Source organism: Pseudomonas sp. FG-3G, assembly GCF_901007645.1.
Lineage (GTDB): Bacteria > Pseudomonadota > Gammaproteobacteria > Pseudomonadales > Pseudomonadaceae > Aquipseudomonas > Aquipseudomonas rhizophila.
In genome coordinates, this window is the sequence record NZ_CAAKGZ010000001.1 from 95,442 (window position 1) to 112,478 (window position 17,037).

General features: G+C 56.3%; 13 protein-coding genes and 1 pseudogene. 8 read left to right on the plus strand and 6 right to left on the minus strand.

Annotated elements, in window-relative coordinates:
* Positions 1–2: 2 nt before the first annotated feature.
* The 4 genes from PSEUDOMOFG3G_RS00410 to PSEUDOMOFG3G_RS00425 form a co-directional block, all read right to left on the minus strand.
* A complete protein-coding gene (locus PSEUDOMOFG3G_RS00410; RefSeq protein ID WP_047227336.1) occupies positions 3–917 on the minus strand; it encodes a branched-chain amino acid ABC transporter permease in 915 nt (304 codons plus the stop codon).
* A 170-nt stretch (positions 918–1,087) separates the two neighbouring features.
* On the minus strand, positions 1,088–2,224 hold the full coding sequence (locus PSEUDOMOFG3G_RS00415; protein WP_139048504.1) for a branched-chain amino acid ABC transporter substrate-binding protein: 1,137 nt from the start codon (positions 2,222–2,224) through the stop codon (positions 1,088–1,090).
* 365 nt (positions 2,225–2,589) lie between these two features.
* Complete coding sequence (locus tag PSEUDOMOFG3G_RS00420; RefSeq protein WP_139048505.1) at positions 2,590–3,873, minus strand: FAD-binding oxidoreductase; 1,284 nt, start codon at positions 3,871–3,873, stop codon at positions 2,590–2,592.
* 164 nt (positions 3,874–4,037) lie between these two features.
* On the minus strand, positions 4,038–5,528 hold the full coding sequence (locus tag PSEUDOMOFG3G_RS00425) for an aldehyde dehydrogenase family protein (protein WP_139048506.1): 1,491 nt from the start codon (positions 5,526–5,528) through the stop codon (positions 4,038–4,040).
* 177 nt (positions 5,529–5,705) lie between these two features.
* On the opposite strand from PSEUDOMOFG3G_RS00425, the gene PSEUDOMOFG3G_RS00430 reads away from it, so the two are divergent.
* From PSEUDOMOFG3G_RS00430 to PSEUDOMOFG3G_RS00465, 8 genes and pseudogenes are all read left to right on the plus strand, one after another.
* Positions 5,706–6,611: a LysR family transcriptional regulator gene (locus PSEUDOMOFG3G_RS00430; protein ID WP_047227332.1), complete on the plus strand. Its 906-nt coding sequence runs from the start codon at positions 5,706–5,708 to the stop codon at positions 6,609–6,611.
* A gap of 243 nt (positions 6,612–6,854) precedes the next feature.
* Complete coding sequence (gene pncB / locus PSEUDOMOFG3G_RS00435; protein ID WP_047227331.1) at positions 6,855–8,060, plus strand: nicotinate phosphoribosyltransferase; 1,206 nt, start codon at positions 6,855–6,857, stop codon at positions 8,058–8,060.
* A 23-nt stretch (positions 8,061–8,083) separates the two neighbouring features.
* Positions 8,084–8,608: pseudogene (nadE, locus tag PSEUDOMOFG3G_RS00440) on the plus strand (NAD(+) synthase); the annotation flags it as partial.
* A 122-nt stretch (positions 8,609–8,730) separates the two neighbouring features.
* Positions 8,731–9,993: a tyrosine-type recombinase/integrase gene (locus PSEUDOMOFG3G_RS00445; protein WP_139048507.1), complete on the plus strand. Its 1,263-nt coding sequence runs from the start codon at positions 8,731–8,733 to the stop codon at positions 9,991–9,993.
* 332 nt (positions 9,994–10,325) lie between these two features.
* Positions 10,326–12,767, plus strand: a complete 2,442-nt coding sequence (locus PSEUDOMOFG3G_RS00450) for a tyrosine-type recombinase/integrase (RefSeq protein ID WP_139048508.1) — start codon at positions 10,326–10,328, stop codon at positions 12,765–12,767.
* Positions 12,764–14,893 carry a phage integrase family protein gene (locus tag PSEUDOMOFG3G_RS00455; RefSeq protein ID WP_139048509.1) on the plus strand — a complete coding sequence of 710 codons (2,130 nt, stop codon included), beginning with the start codon at positions 12,764–12,766 and terminating at the stop codon, positions 14,891–14,893. Before PSEUDOMOFG3G_RS00450 ends, PSEUDOMOFG3G_RS00455 begins: the two co-directional genes overlap by 4 nt.
* Positions 14,890–15,396 carry a hypothetical protein gene (locus PSEUDOMOFG3G_RS00460; protein ID WP_139048510.1) on the plus strand — a complete coding sequence of 169 codons (507 nt, stop codon included), beginning with the start codon at positions 14,890–14,892 and terminating at the stop codon, positions 15,394–15,396. Before PSEUDOMOFG3G_RS00455 ends, PSEUDOMOFG3G_RS00460 begins: the two co-directional genes overlap by 4 nt.
* A 66-nt stretch (positions 15,397–15,462) precedes the next feature.
* Entirely contained in the window at positions 15,463–16,011 is a 549-nt protein-coding gene (locus PSEUDOMOFG3G_RS00465; RefSeq protein ID WP_131672243.1) for a hypothetical protein, read from the plus strand.
* A 12-nt stretch (positions 16,012–16,023) separates the two neighbouring features.
* Here the strand turns inward: PSEUDOMOFG3G_RS00465 and PSEUDOMOFG3G_RS27935 are convergent, their stop codons facing one another.
* Complete coding sequence (locus PSEUDOMOFG3G_RS27935; protein WP_139048511.1) at positions 16,024–16,233, minus strand: hypothetical protein; 210 nt, start codon at positions 16,231–16,233, stop codon at positions 16,024–16,026.
* A gap of 222 nt (positions 16,234–16,455) precedes the next feature.
* Positions 16,456–16,953 carry a GNAT family N-acetyltransferase gene (locus PSEUDOMOFG3G_RS28270; RefSeq protein ID WP_139048577.1) on the minus strand — a complete coding sequence of 166 codons (498 nt, stop codon included), beginning with the start codon at positions 16,951–16,953 and terminating at the stop codon, positions 16,456–16,458.
* Positions 16,954–17,037 lie beyond the last annotated feature (84 nt).

Genomic DNA, 17,037 nt, shown 5'->3' on the forward strand with positions numbered 1-17,037 from the left:
ACTTATACCTTCGCCACGTGTGGGCGACCCAACAGGCCTTGGGGACGGAAAATCAGAATCAGCACCAGCAGCGAGAAACTGAACACGTCTTTGTAGTCAGAGTTGATCAGACCGGCGAACAGCGACTCGGAGATGCCGAGGATGATCCCGCCCAGCATCGCCCCAGGCAGGGAACCGATGCCGCCGAGTACCGCCGCGGTGAACGCCTTGATGCCGATGATGAAGCCGGCATAGAAGTCGAAGGTGCCGTAGTTCATGGTGATCAGCACACCGGCCAGGGCCGCCATGGCCGCACCGATGACGAACACATAGGAAATCACCCGGTCGGTGTTGATCCCGAGGATGGAGGCCATCTTGCGGTCTTGCTGGGTCGCGCGGCACATACGGCCGAGCTTGGTGTACTTGATGATGTAGGTCAGCAAGGCCATCCCGGCGAATGCGGCGACCAGGATGAAGATCTTGGTGTAGGTCAGCTGGACGAAGCCGCTGCCGATGTCCACGCGCATGGCGCCTTCGAGCAACGTGGGCACGCCCTGTTGGCGAGCGCCCTGGCTGATCTGGGCATAGTTCTGCAGGATCAGCGAAATGCCGATGGCACTGATCAGCGGTGCCAGGCGAGTGGAGTTACGCAGGGGTTTGTAGGCGACGCGCTCGATCACCCAGCCGTAGACGCCGGTCACCACCACGGTGAACACCAGCGTGCCGAGAATCATGAGGGGGAAGGATTCGATACCGAACCAGGCCAGCAGAGCCAGACTGATCGCCGCGAGGTACGCAGAGATCATGTAAACCTCGCCGTGGGCGAAGTTGATCATGCCGATGATGCCGTAGACCATTGTGTAGCCGATGGCGATCAGACCATAGACCGACCCGAGGGTCAGGCCATTGATCAGTTGCTGCAGGAAAATACCATCCATAACGCAATCTCACGCATTTGAGAGACTGCACGCACACCGCTGCGACGGACCGGGGTTCAGCCGCCGACGCTGCACGATGTGCGCGCAGCTCTCGGGAGAAAAGACAGGTACTGCATGAACACGGGTAAACCGCCCGGCACCAGGGGCGCCGGGCGATTCAGCCGTTCATGTCACTTCTGTTTTTCCAACTGATGGTATTTGCCGTCCTTGTCCCACTGGTAAACCACGTAGTCGGAGACTTTCAGGTCGCCCTTGGAGTCCCACTCCTTCTTGCCCATCACGGTCTGGACCGGATTGGCCTTGAGCCATTCGGCCGCGGCTTCGCCGTCATTTTTCTTGGCGCCGTTGAAACCCGCCGCCAGGGCCTGGACCGAGGCGTAGGCGTACAGGGTGTAGCCTTCCGGCTCGGTGCCCTTGGCACGGAACGCGTCCACCACGGCCTTGCTGTCTGGCAGCAGGCGTGGGTCGGCGCCGAAGGTCATGTACACACCATCCACGTATTGCGGGCCGCCGGCGGTGGTGACCAGTTCGTCGGTGACGATGCCGTCGTCGGACATGAATTTCACGTCCTTGAGGCCTTGCTCACGCAACTGGCGGACCAGTGGGCCGGCTTCCGGGTGCAGACCGCCGAAGTAGACCACGTCGGCACCGGCCGCACGGATCTTGGTGACCACGGCGCTGAAGTCTTTCTCGCCACGGGTCAGGCCTTCGTACAGCACCGGCTCCACGCCACGCTTGGCCAACTGCGCCTTGGTAGCATCCGCCAGGCCTTGGCCGTAGGTGTCCTTGTCGTGCAGGACGACGACTTTCTTGCCCTTGAGCACGTCAACGATGTAGTCGCCGGCGACGATGCCCTGCTGGTCGTCACGACCGCACATACGGAACATCGCGCTCAGGCCGCGCTCGGTGACCTGCGGGTTGGTGGAACCCGGAGTGATGGAGATGATGCCGGCATCGCCGTAGACCTCGGACGCCGGGATGGTGGACGAGGAACAGAAGTGACCGACCACGCCAAGAACCTTGTCCTGATCGACAAAGCGGTTGGCCACGGCCACGGCCTGCTTCGGTTCGCAGGCGTCGTCGCCCTGTACCAGAACGATTTTCTCGCCGTTCACGCCACCCTTGGCATTGATCTCGTCTGCCGCCGCTTGTGCGCCTTTCATGTACTGCTCGCCAAATGCCGCGTTGGCACCGGTCATCGGACCCGCTACGCCGATCTTGACGTCGGCCTGAGCAAACGCAGAAACACCCAGCGCAGCTGCCACTGCGAGGGCCAGAAAGCCTTTCTTGTAAAACGTCTGGGACATGAGGTGGTGCTCCAAGGTTTTTTTTAGTTGGCACTGCGACTTCACTGAAAAGCTCAGAGCAAGCGCCGTGCCATCGGTTTTTTATTCTTAAAAAAGTCGCTGCTTTATTGTTATTTCGACTGTTTCGAGCCCTTTTTTATTGGGCGTGCAACCGTCTAAACCGCACAAGGTACAACCATAGAACCAAATGGGTACAACCCTCCCTGAGCCATCATTGCAACCATCACACGAAACGACGTGCAACCCACCTGTAACAACCCGCGTCACCGAACTGCACACTGGCGGTGCACAACTGCTACAACCCGCACCATAACAGGCTAGACGTTGTGGTGGAAAACGAGCGCTGCGGCAACATTTTTCAACATTCAGATCACAATTCGCAGGCACTGGCCGGCGTGATACAGCGAAAAACCCGCTTCATACAAGCAGCTGCGCAAGCCTGTCCCGGCCAGTGGCCGCATGGCGGCGAAGGGAATCGGCAGCGTGCTGGCGTCGCCGTGACACAGATAGTCGGCAAAGGCTTTGCCCACTACTGTGCCAGTCGTCACGCCGCGGCCGTTGTAACCCGTCACGGCCACCAGACCGGGGGCCGGCTCGAACAGGCGCATCAGGTGATCGGGGGTGAAGGCGATACATCCGGTCCAGGTGCATTCCCATTCCACCGGCTTGAGGTAAGGGAAATAGTGCTGTTGCACCCGGTCGGCCCACGCCTTGAGGAACCAGGTGGGTTTGCGATTGCCATTACCCAGGCTGCCCAGCAACAGACGCCCGTCCTTGTCCCGACGAATGCTGCTCAGTACCTGGCGGGTGTCCCACGAGCCCTGGCCGCCTGGCAGGATGCGCTGCGCCGCTTCGTCGGTCAGCGGAGCGGAAGCAACCTGATAGTAGTAACCGGGAAAGAAATTGCGCCGCAGCTCGGTCCAGTCACCTTCGGTGTAGGCATTGGACGCGATCACCACTTGCTCGGCCAGTACCGAACCCTGGGCAGTTTGCACCGACCAGCGCTGGCCCTGGCGTTCCAGGCGCGTGACGGGGGAATGATCAAACAACTGGCCACCAAGGTCGCTGGCAGCCTTGGCCAGCCCACTGGTGTAGGCCATCGGATTGAGCGTGCCGGCACGCCGGTCGAGCAATGCCGCAGCGATTTTCGAGGTGCCCGTGGCCTGGGCACACGCCTGGCCGGTGAGCAACTCCACCGGGGCGCCACGGCGCTTCCATTGTTCTTCACGACTGCGCAGGTCCGCTTCGCCCCTGGCGTTGTGAGCCATGTGCAGCGTGCCTTCGCGTCGCAGCTGGCAATCAATGTTGTATTTATCGACGAGGCTGAACACCAGCGCCGGCGCCGCCCCGAGCATACGATTGAGCTGGCTGCCCACCGCTTCGCCGAAGCCGGCTTCTATCTCATCCGGCGGGATCCACAAGCCGGCGTTGACCAATCCGACATTGCGCCCCGACCCACCATGCCCGGCCCGATGGGCCTCCAGCACAGCCACGCGCTTGCCTTGTTCGAGCAAATGCACCGCCGCCGACAAACCGGTAAAACCTGCGCCGATCACGCAGACATCCACCGTGATTTCGCCGGTGAGGGCGGTATTTTCAGGTCTTTGCGGCGTCAGTTTTTCCCACAGACATTCTTCGCGTAACGGCATTGCCAGACTCCGGAAATGAAACCCAACCACTGCACAGTTCAATTGTGGGAGCGAGCTTGCTCGCGAAGGCGGCAGACCAGTCGACATTGATGTTGAATGACAGTCCGCTTTCGCGAGCAAGCTCGCTCCCACAGGGGATCTTCATCGGTCGAAGATCCAGTTTCTCAGTCGAAAGTAATCCCCTGCGCCAACGGCAGCTCCAGCGAGTAGTTCACGGTGTTGGTCTGGCGACGCATGTAACCGCGCCATGCATCGGAGCCTGACTCACGTCCGCCGCCAGTCTCTTTCTCGCCGCCGAACGCGCCGCCGATTTCCGCGCCGCTCGGGCCGATGTTGACGTTGGCGATGCCGCAGTCGCTGCCCACTGCTGACATGAATTGCTCGGCTTCACGCACGTCCGTGGTGAAGATGCAGGACGACAGGCCTTGAGGCACCGCGTTATTGAGTTGCAGGGCCTGGGCAAAATCCTTGTAGCCGACCACATAAAGGATCGGGGCGAAGGTTTCGTGGCACACCACATCGCTCTGCTCCGGCATCTCGACGACGGCCGGCGATACGTAGTAGGCATTCGGGAACTGGTCTTCAAGCTGGCGTTTGCCACCAAATACTCGCCCGCCTTCGCTCAAGGCCTGCTCCAGTGCATCCTGCATGTTTTCGAAGCTCTGCTTGTCGATCAGCGGCCCGACCAGGTTGCCTTCCAGCGGATGGCCGATGCGCACTTTCGAATAAGCGGCCTTGAGCCGGCTGACGATCTCTTCTTTCACTGACTCATGGGCAATCAGGCGGCGCAGCGTCGTGCAACGTTGGCCGGCGGTGCCGACGGCGCTGAACAGGATGGCGCGCACGGCCATGTCCAGATCGGCGCTGGGGGCCAGGATCATCGCATTGTTGCCACCCAGTTCGAGGATGCTGCGGGCAAAGCGCGCGGCGACTTTCGGCGCCACTTCACGACCCATGCGGGTGCTGCCGGTGGCGCTGATCAACGCGACGCGCGGATCGTCCACCAGCGCTTCGCCGGCATCGCGACCGCCGATGATCACTTGACTGAGGTACGGTGGCGCATCGCTGAAGTTCTTCAGCACACGTTCGAACAACGCCTGGCAGGCCAGGGCGGTGAGCGGGGTCTTTTCCGAGGGTTTCCAGATCACCGCATTGCCGCAAACCAGGGCCAGCGTGGTGTTCCAGGCCCAGACCGCCACGGGGAAGTTGAAAGCGCTGATCACGCCGACCACGCCCAGCGGATGCCAGGATTCACGCATGTGGTGGCCCGGACGCTCGGAGGCGATGGTCAGGCCGTACAGCTGACGGGACAGACCGACCGCGAAGTCGCAGATGTCGATCATCTCTTGCACTTCACCCAAACCTTCCTGGGTGATCTTGCCGGCTTCCCAGGACACCAGCTCGCCGAGGTCGGCCTTGTACTCGCGCAGCAGATCACCAAATTGACGTACCAGCTCGCCGCGGCGAGGGGCCGGCACCTGGCGCCACAGGTCGAACGCATGCTCGGCGCGGCTGACCTGCTGCTCAACCTCTGCGGCGCCCTCCCAGTTCACGGCGCCGATGCGACTGCCGTCGATGGGCGAATGCACCGGTTGTGTGCCGCTCTGGTACAAGGCCGGTTCAACACCCAGACGATCAAGCAATGCAGCAACCATGGTTAATTCCTCAAACAAAAGACAAAGAATTGGCAGCCGGACGATCACGGCTGATCAGACCTGTAGTTGTAGCTGGCCCGAGACTTGCCAACAAACGACCTTTAAGCGAGATATCATTCCGTTTATTCATGCTGGCCATGACCGGATAAGCAGCGCCACAAGAAATAAGGCCTCATCATGATCAATAAACGCTATTTGCCGTCGATCACGGCGCTACAGTGCTTCGAAGCGGTGACCCGACACCTGAGCTTCACTCGCGCCGCCGAAGAGCTGAACCTGACTCAGAGCGCCGTCAGCAAACAGGTCGCACAGTTGGAGGAACTGCTACAGCATTTGCTGTTTCGCCGCGTACGTCGACGCTTGCAGCTGACACCGGCCGGGGATTTGTACCTGGGGGAGGTACGAAAAATCCTTACGCAGGTGGAGATGTCGACCCACTACTTGCGCTCCTACGGCGGCGATACCGAAGTCCTACGGGTTTCCACACCGCCAACCTTCGGAGCTCGCTGGCTGGTCCCACGGCTCAAAGGCTGGCGCCTGCGGCACCCGAAAATTCATCTGGACCTGTGCAGCGAGCAGGAGGCCGACGACTTGCTTCAGGGGCGCAGCGACCTGGCGTTCTATTTCGGCCAGGGCTCACGGCCCGGCGCCGAATCCCTGAAACTGTTCGGCGAAGAACTGGTGCCGGTCTGCGCGCCTGGCAATCTGCCGGCCCAGCCCTTCAGCGACCCGACGCAACTGACCGATCTGGTGCTGCTGCAAAACGCCTCACGCCCCCAGGCCTGGCACGACTGGTTCGCCAGCCAGGGTTATCACACCGAACACAGCTACCACGGGCCGCGCTTCGAAACGTTCTACATGTGCATCCGGGCCGCCCAGGTTGGCTGCGGCGTCGCCCTGCTGCCGCGCTTTCTGGTGGAAGAAGAACTGGCTGACGGCAAGCTGGTGATCCCCTGGCACTATGCGATGCCCAGTACCGATGCCTATTACCTGGCCTATCCTGAACATTCGGCGGAAGTGCCCAAGGTCAGGCTTTTTGTGGAGTGGATGCTGGAGCAGATCGAGGCCTCAATGGCACCTTGAGAATGCTATCGCGGGCAAGCCTTGCTCCCACAAGGGCATAGCAACGCTGTCAGTCGCACGCTCTTCTGTGGGAGCAAGGCTTGCCCGCGATGAGGCCCGTTGGCATATCCAGACACTCCAGCGGAGTACCCGCCGTTAAAAAATCGCTGGCAATACTCACCAGGGTTATGCGCCACTAGCCCCTTCACCACCAACCGCTGCACCCCGCTGCCCGCCGCAGCGGCCTGTCTGGAGATTCCCGCCATGAGCGAGAGTGTATTTGCCGATCGCATCGTGCAGAACCTGCTCGACACCGACTTCTACAAACTGACGATGATGCAGGCGGTGCTGCACAACTACCCCAACGTCGAAGTCGAATGGGAATTTCGCTGCCGCAACAGCGAAGACCTGCGCCCGTATCTGGCGGAGATCCGCTTTCAGATCGAACGCCTGGCCGAGCTGAGTCTGAGCGTCGACCAGTTGGGCTTCCTGGAGCGCATCAGCTTCCTCAAACCCGATTTCCTGCGTTTTCTGGGCCTGTTCCGTTTCAATCTGCGCTATGTGCACACCGGTATCGAGAACGGCGAGCTGTTTATCCGCCTGCGTGGGCCATGGTTGCATGTGATTCTGTTCGAAGTGCCGCTGCTGGCCATCGTCAGCGAGGTACGTAATCGCTATCGCTACCGCGAGATCGTTCTGGAGCAGGCGCGCGAACAGCTGTATCGCAAGTTCGACTGGCTGACCGCCAACGCCAGCGCCGACGAGTTATCCGAACTGCAGGTCGCGGACTTCGGCACCCGCCGGCGGTTTTCCTATCGCGTCCAGGAAGAAGTCGTCAACGTGCTCAAGCACGATTTCCCTGGACGCTTCGTCGGCACCAGCAATGTGCACCTGTCCCGCGAGCTGGACATGAAACCCCTGGGCACCATGGCCCACGAATGGATCATGGCCCATCAGCAACTGGGCCCGCGGCTGATCGACAGTCAGATCGCCGCCCTCGATTGCTGGGTGCGTGAGTACCGGGGCCTGCTGGGAATCGCACTGACCGATTGCATCACCATGGACGCTTTCCTCAAGGACTTCGATCTGTTCTTCGCCAAGCTGTTCGACGGCTTGCGCCATGACTCCGGGGACCCGGTCATCTGGGCCGAAAAAGCCATTGCTCACTACCACAAGCTCGGTATCGACCCGATGAGCAAGACACTGGTGTTCTCCGATAGCCTGACACTGCCCAAATGCCTGGAGATTTTTCGGGCATTGCGTGGTCGCATTAATGTCAGCTTCGGTATCGGCACCAACCTGACGTGTGACATCCCGGGTGTGGAGCCGATGAGCATCGTGCTTAAAATGATCAGCTGTGACGGGCAACCCGTGGCCAAGATTTCAGACGAGCCCGGCAAGACCCACTGCAAAGACCCGAATTTCGTCGCTTACATGCGACACGTTTTCCAAGTACCTGCCGCCCTTTGACACACCAAGCAAGGAGTGAATTCATGCAAGCCGTACAGCGTGAGATTGCTGAACAGCTCAAGGTTCAGCCACCGTTCGCCGATGACGCTGCCCTCAAGGCCGAAGTCGCTCGTCGGGTGGGCTTTATCCAGGATTGTCTGGTCAACTCCGGACTCAAGACCCTCGTACTGGGCATCAGCGGCGGGGTCGATTCGCTGACCGCCGGCCTGCTGGCCCAACGCGCAGCGCGTGAACTGCGGGAGAAAACCGGCAACGCCGCCTACAAGTTCATTGCCGTGCGCCTGCCGTACGAAACCCAGTTCGACGAACATGAAGCCCAGGCCTGCGTGGACTTCATCGAGCCGGACGAGCGCCATACCGTCAACATCGGTCCGGCGGTCAAGGCACTGGCCAAGGAAGTGCTGGCGTTCGAAGGCAAAGGGCCGGGCTCCCGGGATTTCGTGCTGGGCAATACCAAGGCGCGGATGCGCATGGTGGCGCAGTACACCATCGCCGGTGCCGAGCAAGGCCTGGTCATCGGCACCGACCATGCGGCCGAAGCCGTGATTTCTACCCCCCTACACTGAAGTGCACAATCACTAGGCGCACTCGCCTCGAGTCCATCCAGAATCTAATCCGTGAGTCATACTCCACACTAGACATTCTGAGTTGATGAGTGGGGCGTCAGATCATGAAAGTGGTTGCTGTACGAGAAAGAGAGCTCGACCTTAGCAATTCAATCCTCGCCAGCGGCCCATACCGTGAGCAATTCTTAGCTCAGCCAGAGGGCAGTAAACCAGGCGTGAAAGTGACAGGGTGCGCGTTGATCGGTAACGATGAACAGCTTCTTCCCTTGGTGTCCTCCTACCTTTGCCGGAACTACAGAAACACCTTACTCGCGGACAAAACCGTTGTGTCCTATGCAAGGCGTATCTCTTACCTGCTAGATGACCAGAGGAGAAAGCCTGAGTACGAGACCACCGTCAGAGACGACCTCCTACTGAGTATCGGATTAGGTAATCTCGAAGTGTACCTGGGTCGTCTGGATGCTGCGGGCCTAGCCCCCAAGACAGTGCAGGGTCGAGATGCTGCATACAATCATTTGTTCAGCAACCACCTGAGCATCAGCCTTAACGATCAGCCACCTCTCCGGACTGATAATCCTTATGAGCACGGGCCGATTCGCCCAGGCAAGGCACACACAAAAGAAATCGTCCAACCGTGCAGCATGCTTGAGCTTGAACAGTTGATCTTGCATGCACACTCAGAACGAGAAAGGTGCATGCTGCAGTTGATATACGACTCTGGCATTCGAGAGTCTGAGCTGCCTCATATCACGCTTCAGGACATCCGCAATGCACTTGAGTACCAGAAGCTCCAGTATGTTTCCGCTGACAGTAATATCCCGGTGAATGCGGATTACAGTCCGTTGCATATCTTGGGAAGCAAGGGTAGAAAAAATGCAAAAAAGCCTAGGATAACACTCGTCAGTAGGACAACCCTGGAGCGCATCGAGAACTATCACAGAACACCGCTCTATCACCGACATAGCCAGCGGATAAGAGACCCAAGTAAGACGCCTGCGTTTTTCAATTCACATGGGAAGCCCTATACCACCAAGAGCGTTGAAAAGCTTATTGAGCGTGTAAGCAAGCGGGCCCAGAAGGCCGGGAAGACCAAGCGAAAGATCTCGGCGCACAAATTTCGTCATGGCTCGGCGTATCTCCTCCTCACAAGCCCAGATCTGGGAAAGGATTATTTCGAGCGCCTCGGAATGCTTTCGATAGGGCATGGTCACAGCCACTCCACGACATCTGAGGGCTACACCCAGATCCCTCATGACATCTACCAAAAGCTCTGCAAGCCTGACTCACTCATCAAGACCAAATGCGGAGAGATGCAGGCACTGCGCGAGCGGACGACCAAACGAATCAAAACCGGTGATAGAAAGTGATATCTCAGACCACACCCGCCAGTACAGTTTTCCACGCTGAACCGATCACTTGAACAAACCAGCGACCTCGTCGTAGTCCCTTACTTTCGTCCGTAAAAACTCCCCAGCAATTTCTGACGCAGCTGGGCACGACATAGCGACGAAAAAGCCTGGCAGGACAACGGCTTAGCTTAAGGGTATGCTAACAGCATACCCTTAACTCATTGATTTACATGGTTTTTTTACTTTAACCTGCTTGACCATCGCTTCGCTATGGTGTTCATTTCCGGCTACAAACCGGGAGGAACCCTCATGCTGCTCTGTGCCCACCTGTACGCCCAAAGAAGCCAAAAATGAGCACTACACATCATTCGCCCGATGAGCTAGCAGCAGCTCATGCTCACACCGAAGCCGAGCTCGCCAGCCAAGCCAGACGCCCGAAACGTTTGAAATCCGAAGTCACTGTGGCGATTCAGACTTGGGCCACAAGGATTAAAAGCAGCCGCCAATCTCTCTTGAACGTGCAGCTTTCTCAAAGGGGAAAGCTGAGGCCGGCTTACACGTATCTCTTAAAAGAGCTGGAAACGAGCGGCAACACCTTCAACACTAGGGAAGACATCCTCGACTCAATCATCCAGCGAATGATCGAGGAAAAGATCGTGATCCCCGACCACCCCTCAATCGCGAATGAGTGGCGCCGCAAACTTCTCTGCTGGTACGAAAACCTAAGTGAGACAGAGAAGCGAAACATCCCAGGGTTCGGCAATACCATCTCGTCGAAAGCCAGCCTTTATCAGGTTGACGGCATGAAAAACCTGAAACAGGCTCGCGCCAATTTCTCCATCGTTGAACAAACCTTCCAAGAGATCCTCCTCGACCTGACGAACCTTGGCGTAATCAATGCTAATTACAAGAACTGCAAAGAGCGGACGGCTGAAGCTGGGCAGAAAAAACAAGAAGCAACGCCAAAAGACTCTATTACCAAGGCGCTCTCTCAGCTAAGGCTGGTTGGACTTTCGAAGTTCGGTGATCTGGCGGAAGACTCGGGTCGCCCCTTCAGCAAGCTTCTGCATATGTTCGCCGCCGCGTCGATGAAATCGAAATCCTCATCCGGTCAGCAAAAATACAGTGACGCCTTCCGGCAGATGTCCATGCATTTGACCGAGGTAGGTTTTAAGGGAGGTGAGGATCCTCGGGAATACGTCACGGCCCACTACTTAACGCGATTCAGGAAGTACCTTGTCGACCAAATGGAATCGGGCACCCTAACGTCGAATTATGCTAATGGGGTTTTGTCGGCAGTCCGTTCAATGTTAAAGCGCACAGTGAAGATTCGAGGCTTTGGCCTTTCATCTTTTATTGATGTGCAGGGATTCGACACCGGTCGGCAGACCGATATGTATCGCCCTTACCCTAAGTTTACAAGGACGGCGATCCAGAAAGCCTGTGACATGGAACGGCAACAGACCAACGAGTTGGCGAAGGAGTATGTTTCCTTCCATGGCGGCTGTGATCCGTTGGACGTGAATGGACACATCGTCAAAGGTATGGCCACCTTAGAAAACGCTCGGTGGATCTTCGAGAACAAACTCGACTGTCGGCCCATCAGCAGGTGGTCGGCGGATGCTGAGAGCAAGTACGAGCAGGGCTTCGCACGTTTACTGAGAATCGGGGGGCTTGGGGTCACGAAAACCTATGCCAGCTGGGGGGTAATCTACCAAATAACATCTAGGACGATTGCCCCTTACATTACTCGCTTGGCACAGGTAACAGGCCTTAACGCCGACTCTCTGAAGAGCCTGGATGTCGATGATTTCGTAGAGAGCCACGAACTGACCCAACGCCCTTATCTTCGTTACTGGAAAGAGCGGTCAGGTGGAGGAAAGGTTCTTCACCTTGATCTCATGTACGCGGATTGGACGTGGCTCACACGGGCACAAAGCATGGAGGTCAGGAAGATCTTCAGCGAGGTCGCTCATCTGACTCGGCACATTCGAGAGCTCGCCGAAAGCTCTGTCAAAGAAAGACTGTTCATTTACGAGTCCCAGAAACAAAGCGAATTCAGGAAGGTGAAGTCGTTCGAAAACTCCACACTTATCAACAATGTGATGAACCAGTTTGCCAAGGATCACAACCTCAAAACTGAGGGAGGTGAGGATCTGAATATCTCGGCTTCTCGACTCCGGCCCAGTCTTGTGGCGGATCTTGTTGAGCAGGGCGTCTCAATCAGGGAAATCCAAGTGATTCTTGGTCACGGATCCCACAAAACCACTATCAATTATCTCGATAAGTTGGAATTCAACAAGACGGCTCGAGAGGTCAACTCCAAAGCTCTTACCGAGATTCACAAAGGTACGATCATCCAGGATGCTAAATCGGCGACCAAGCAGAAGCCAAGTACCCCAGGTACAAGTTCGTCACCGGTGATCATTAAGACAGGTTTGGTCAGTTGCAGGGACGCCCTAAATCCTCCTGATGAAATCACAAAGCTGCCGAGCTACAAAAAAGGCAGTAAGTGCTCGCTGCTGAACAAGTGCTTGTCATGCAGCAACTCCATCATCACCGTATCCAACCTGCCAGACCTATTTGCGATGCAGTGGGACTACATTTCGATTATGTCCACCAGCAATGTCGCAGAAACACCATACGGCAGTGTCATCCGTGAAAATCTGGAGGTACTGAACAGCATTCTCACGCCTTCCGAGCAGGGGTTCACGGCGGAGCAGCTGGAGGAGGCTCGCCGGTTGGCAGAGCACATCGTCACTAACCCGATGATTGAGGCAGTTTCCCTATGAACCTTGGATTCGATAAGCTCATTTACAAGATCAAAGCGGTACGTGAGCGGTTCTTGGGCTATTTAGGCAATGAGCTCATTGTGGCTATCTCTCATTCCAACGATGGAGTGACCGCACTTGAGTTGCTCGAAGCACTGATGAACCTTCCTGCCAGCAAGTTGAGCCTCGTGAAGCATTTGATCTGGGACTTCAACGGTGAGTCTCACATCTTGGCAAGAGACATACAGGGCTCAAAATCCCGGATTGACTTCGGAATCTATGAGAGCCTGAACAGCACAATCCTTTTCGAACTGAAGGTCGCTATCCTTTGCATGTTGGAGATCCCTGGAGCTCTTCGCCATACCAAGAAGCCTAGAAGCTACAAACCCCATACCGTGTTGGATATCTTCAAATCTGTGATCCCGTTTATCAATCAGATGTGCGCACGCAAGCGAGTGGAGCATGGGGATCGCTTCTTCGAAGGATCGCATTTCAGCCTCGCAGACTTTACCGAACAAGATTACCGGACTGAGGCTGAGGTCTTCGACCGAGCATTCCGGGGAGTGATGCTCAATGGTTTCCAGGTTCTCAGGTCTCACTTCCTTGTCGAAAATCTTTTTCCCAGGCCGTTGGTGTACGTCGACCTTGAGAATCTTGGGTGGAAGCAAAACAGCGTCAAAAATAAACAAACCCGTACCAGAAGCAAATGGTTCAGCAACAAAATTTTCGAGAAGAGCTCCCGAGAAGGTTCTTTCGCAGTTGTAGATTTTCTTAAAGCGCTGAAAGAGGACATCTCGGATCAGGATACGCTGAGCCGGATCGATATGATGGGCTATGACCAGGCTAAGAAAGCCAAGATCACGCGGAGAAATTACGACATTTATGTGGCGATACGCCTGACCTCGCGCGGTTATACAGGACTCGAAGTGGAGCCTTACTTGTATAACCTAGAGCCTGTTTTCTGGTCGCCTCAAAACCTTGGCATGCTCAAGGACAAAGAAGCGCTGTGTAAATTGACTCGCGCCCCGATGGACAACGACCTGTATGAGTACCTGACACACATCAGCAACAGCGCAAGCTACATCATCGGTCAGTACACCGGTATGAGGCCGTCCGAGCTTTCCGGCTGCTTGATTGATGACTGTCTGACGGTCGACGAATTTGGACACGATCTCATCACCAGCAGGGTCATCAAAAATCGAGAGGCTGTCAGGAAACTCTTTGACGATATGTGGGTTGCAATTCCAATCGTCAAGGACGCGGTAAAGGCACTACAGATCTTGAACCGGTTCAAGCAGAATCCATACCTCTTCTCAAACATGAATACCATCAAGCCGGGCATGCAGCATGAGGCGAATTCGCTGAGCGGGTCTGGTCTAGGTCATCAGCTTTGCGCATTTTTGTCTAAAACCTTGACCGTCGAAGAGTATGACGAGATCGAAGTATCGCCATACACGCTCAGACATTCGTTAGCGAACCAGATGCTCAGGGCTGCCGTGGGCCTGCCGTTCATGTCCTATCAGCTCAAACACTTTGGTCACCATGCCAGCACCATCGGCCAAGATGAGCGCTGGAATCAGTTAGGCACCGTCACGATTGACTATGGCGGTATTGGTGAGGCTCTTACGTCAGGTGGTGGCCCAGATGCTCCTGGTCGAGTGCATGCCGAGACGGAATTCATCATGAACTCCCTGAATCCCGCCGGGGGTTATGCAGGCGAGAACGCTCCCGCGCATCGTGCTCGGCTTGAAAACTATTTTAAAGGTTATCTCGAGGCCGGTTATTCGAACAAAGAAATCTTTGAGCGAATGGCTGAGCTGAATTTCGCGGTAATCAATGTGGGCCAAGGCTATTGCTATGGCAACGCAACGGAGTTGGACGATCCCTCAATTCCTTGCATCGGTTCACTGCGCTGTAACCCCAACCGATGCAAGAATGCCGTGGTAACTGAGGCTAATGCGCCAAAGTGGCAAGAAATCTACATCCAAAATACCTTAGCACTCAGGGGGTATGAGACAGATCCTGCAGCAGCTTATGCGGAGCTGCGAGACTCAGATGACGCGACCTTGTCCATCGAGCAAATGAGGCTCGCAATTTCAGAGGCCAAAGGAGTGCTCCTTCAACTGGGCATCGAGATGGTGGTATGAGCAGCGCCTATGACTCCAAGAATGAGGAAAACTTTGAGGCTGTCAGTCGGGCGATTGATGCAGCGCTGGAAAAAATAGCAAAGGATCCGTCCATTCCGGCAACTATAAGCCGGCTGGCCAAGCTAGCTAACGTGCATCGGAACACCCTCTACTTCCGCCAATGGCCGAAAGCGCGAATCGAAGAGATCAAGACGAAACGTGCCCAGCAGAAGAAAGACCACGCTGCAGCAAAAGCAGCATCTGGCTCACCCGAGGAGCAGTTGGAGCGAAGCAGGCTGGAAATCATCTACTGGTTTACTCAGCTTCAAGATGCGAGGGCTGACAGTGCTTCGCAGGCGAGGACGATCAAGCAGACAGCAGCGGCGCGTGATTACTACAAGGAAGAGAATCAGAAACTGCTTCATAAAATCAACGAGATGCACCATGAGAATCAGCAGCTACATAACATGGTCGATGTATTGGAGCAGGAAATTGCCAGCGGACAACGACAGCCGAATAGATAGCTCACAGTATTCTCCCCGGTTACTACGACTCTCTAATTCAGTATTTCTGTACGGTTGAGACAGCAGATGCTCCTATTGAATCTCCTCGCAAAGCTGTGGTGCTTTATAAACCACGACCGTCGCCCTGACTGGGAGAAAGCGCGTGAACGCGAGTTCATCCGGGCGGCGAACTCCTTGAAGACCCTCTCGGTGACTGACCGGGGTGGCGTGTCAATCGACCCCGAAGAGCTCCGCGACCACATAAACGCCGCACGTGAGCAGTTGAAGCATCTTGTCCACAAGCCACGAGCGCCTGGCCTGGAATCCACTTCCGTGGCAGATCAGGGAGGGAGTCTTATCGTGGAGGCTCTAGAAAGAGACCTGGACTGTATCGAGGTCGTGGCTTGGCGAAGGCTTACCAGCGGCGCTGCTGTGCGCTACACGTGCCTCCAGGGCTTGAGTACAGGTCGATTCGCGGTAACGGTAGTTAGCCTGTTCTCCGAGGATGCGGAGAGTCTTCCGCGTTGGATCGACAGCGATACACCCACCCGAGTCGCTTATGCCCTGCAGTGTGGTGAACTTCATTGGTTCACGACTGTTAGTGAGGCGATGGACGCTTGGGATGCCGAGCTCTGATGGTCGGGGATGTTACTGGCACCATGGGCCCCAAGTCGGTGGGTTTTCAACGATATCGATTGAGATGCTCAGCTCGCGCTGCATGCGCTCGAAGACCCTGTTGAGCGTCGGATGGGCAGTGGACTCCCTCAGTGTTGTCACCAAGAGCAATAGCTCTCGACCTTGAGCCAAGGGCATCTGAATGTCGCAGTAGACTGTGTCGTCATCGTCTGTCATTCCCATCGAAAAATCCTCGTAGCTTGGTCTTCACTTCTCGCTTATCGACCTGGCGTTGGGGCGTCCCCTCCGGGGTGGGCTGTCGTGCACCGAGACCGTGTCTCGGCCCTTCGGGCTTCCATCCCGCACGCCTGCGCGCTCCGCTTGCCATGATTAGCCAGCCGCATGATCACCAACCTCAACTCGAGAAACATTCACTTTAGCCGGGCGCGCGATTGGCTTAAGTGATCAATTCCACATTAAATTGATGCCCATCTCATGCCAGGTGCTGATCTCGTCAGATCTCATTTCCTGAAGGTATCGGTAGCGCTGCTCCCGAAAAAAGTCGACGTACTGATCCCTGCAACGCAAATGAACTGACTTTTTGTTGAGCTCTTCCGGAATGGACTCAAGATTTTCGATCAGTGCTGACAGGAAGCGATGTCGTGCAAACGACGGGCCGACCGCAATGGATCTGACGTGGAGGTAGGGGGCAGATGCATCCTCATTGCACTGTTCCTTGAAACCTTCTTCCGAGATGAAGTCGTCATTCGAGTGGCCAAAATGAGCGAAGCCTACGAACTTGCCTTCATGCTCATAGATGAGGAAGTTCTCAGGAGTACGTTGAATCCAATCCTGAAAGTCTTCCAGCGTGGCGTTCGCGTCGCCAGCGCAGGCTAGGCTCTCAACGCGAAAACAATTCGCCGCATCCCCTGGGGTGGCGGAGCGGTATACAGATGCCCATATATCATTACCTCGATGATCCTAGAAGCGGGCATGGTAATGGGTCTGCAGCTTCCACGCACCACAGGTAAAAGGCTGCGATGCCCG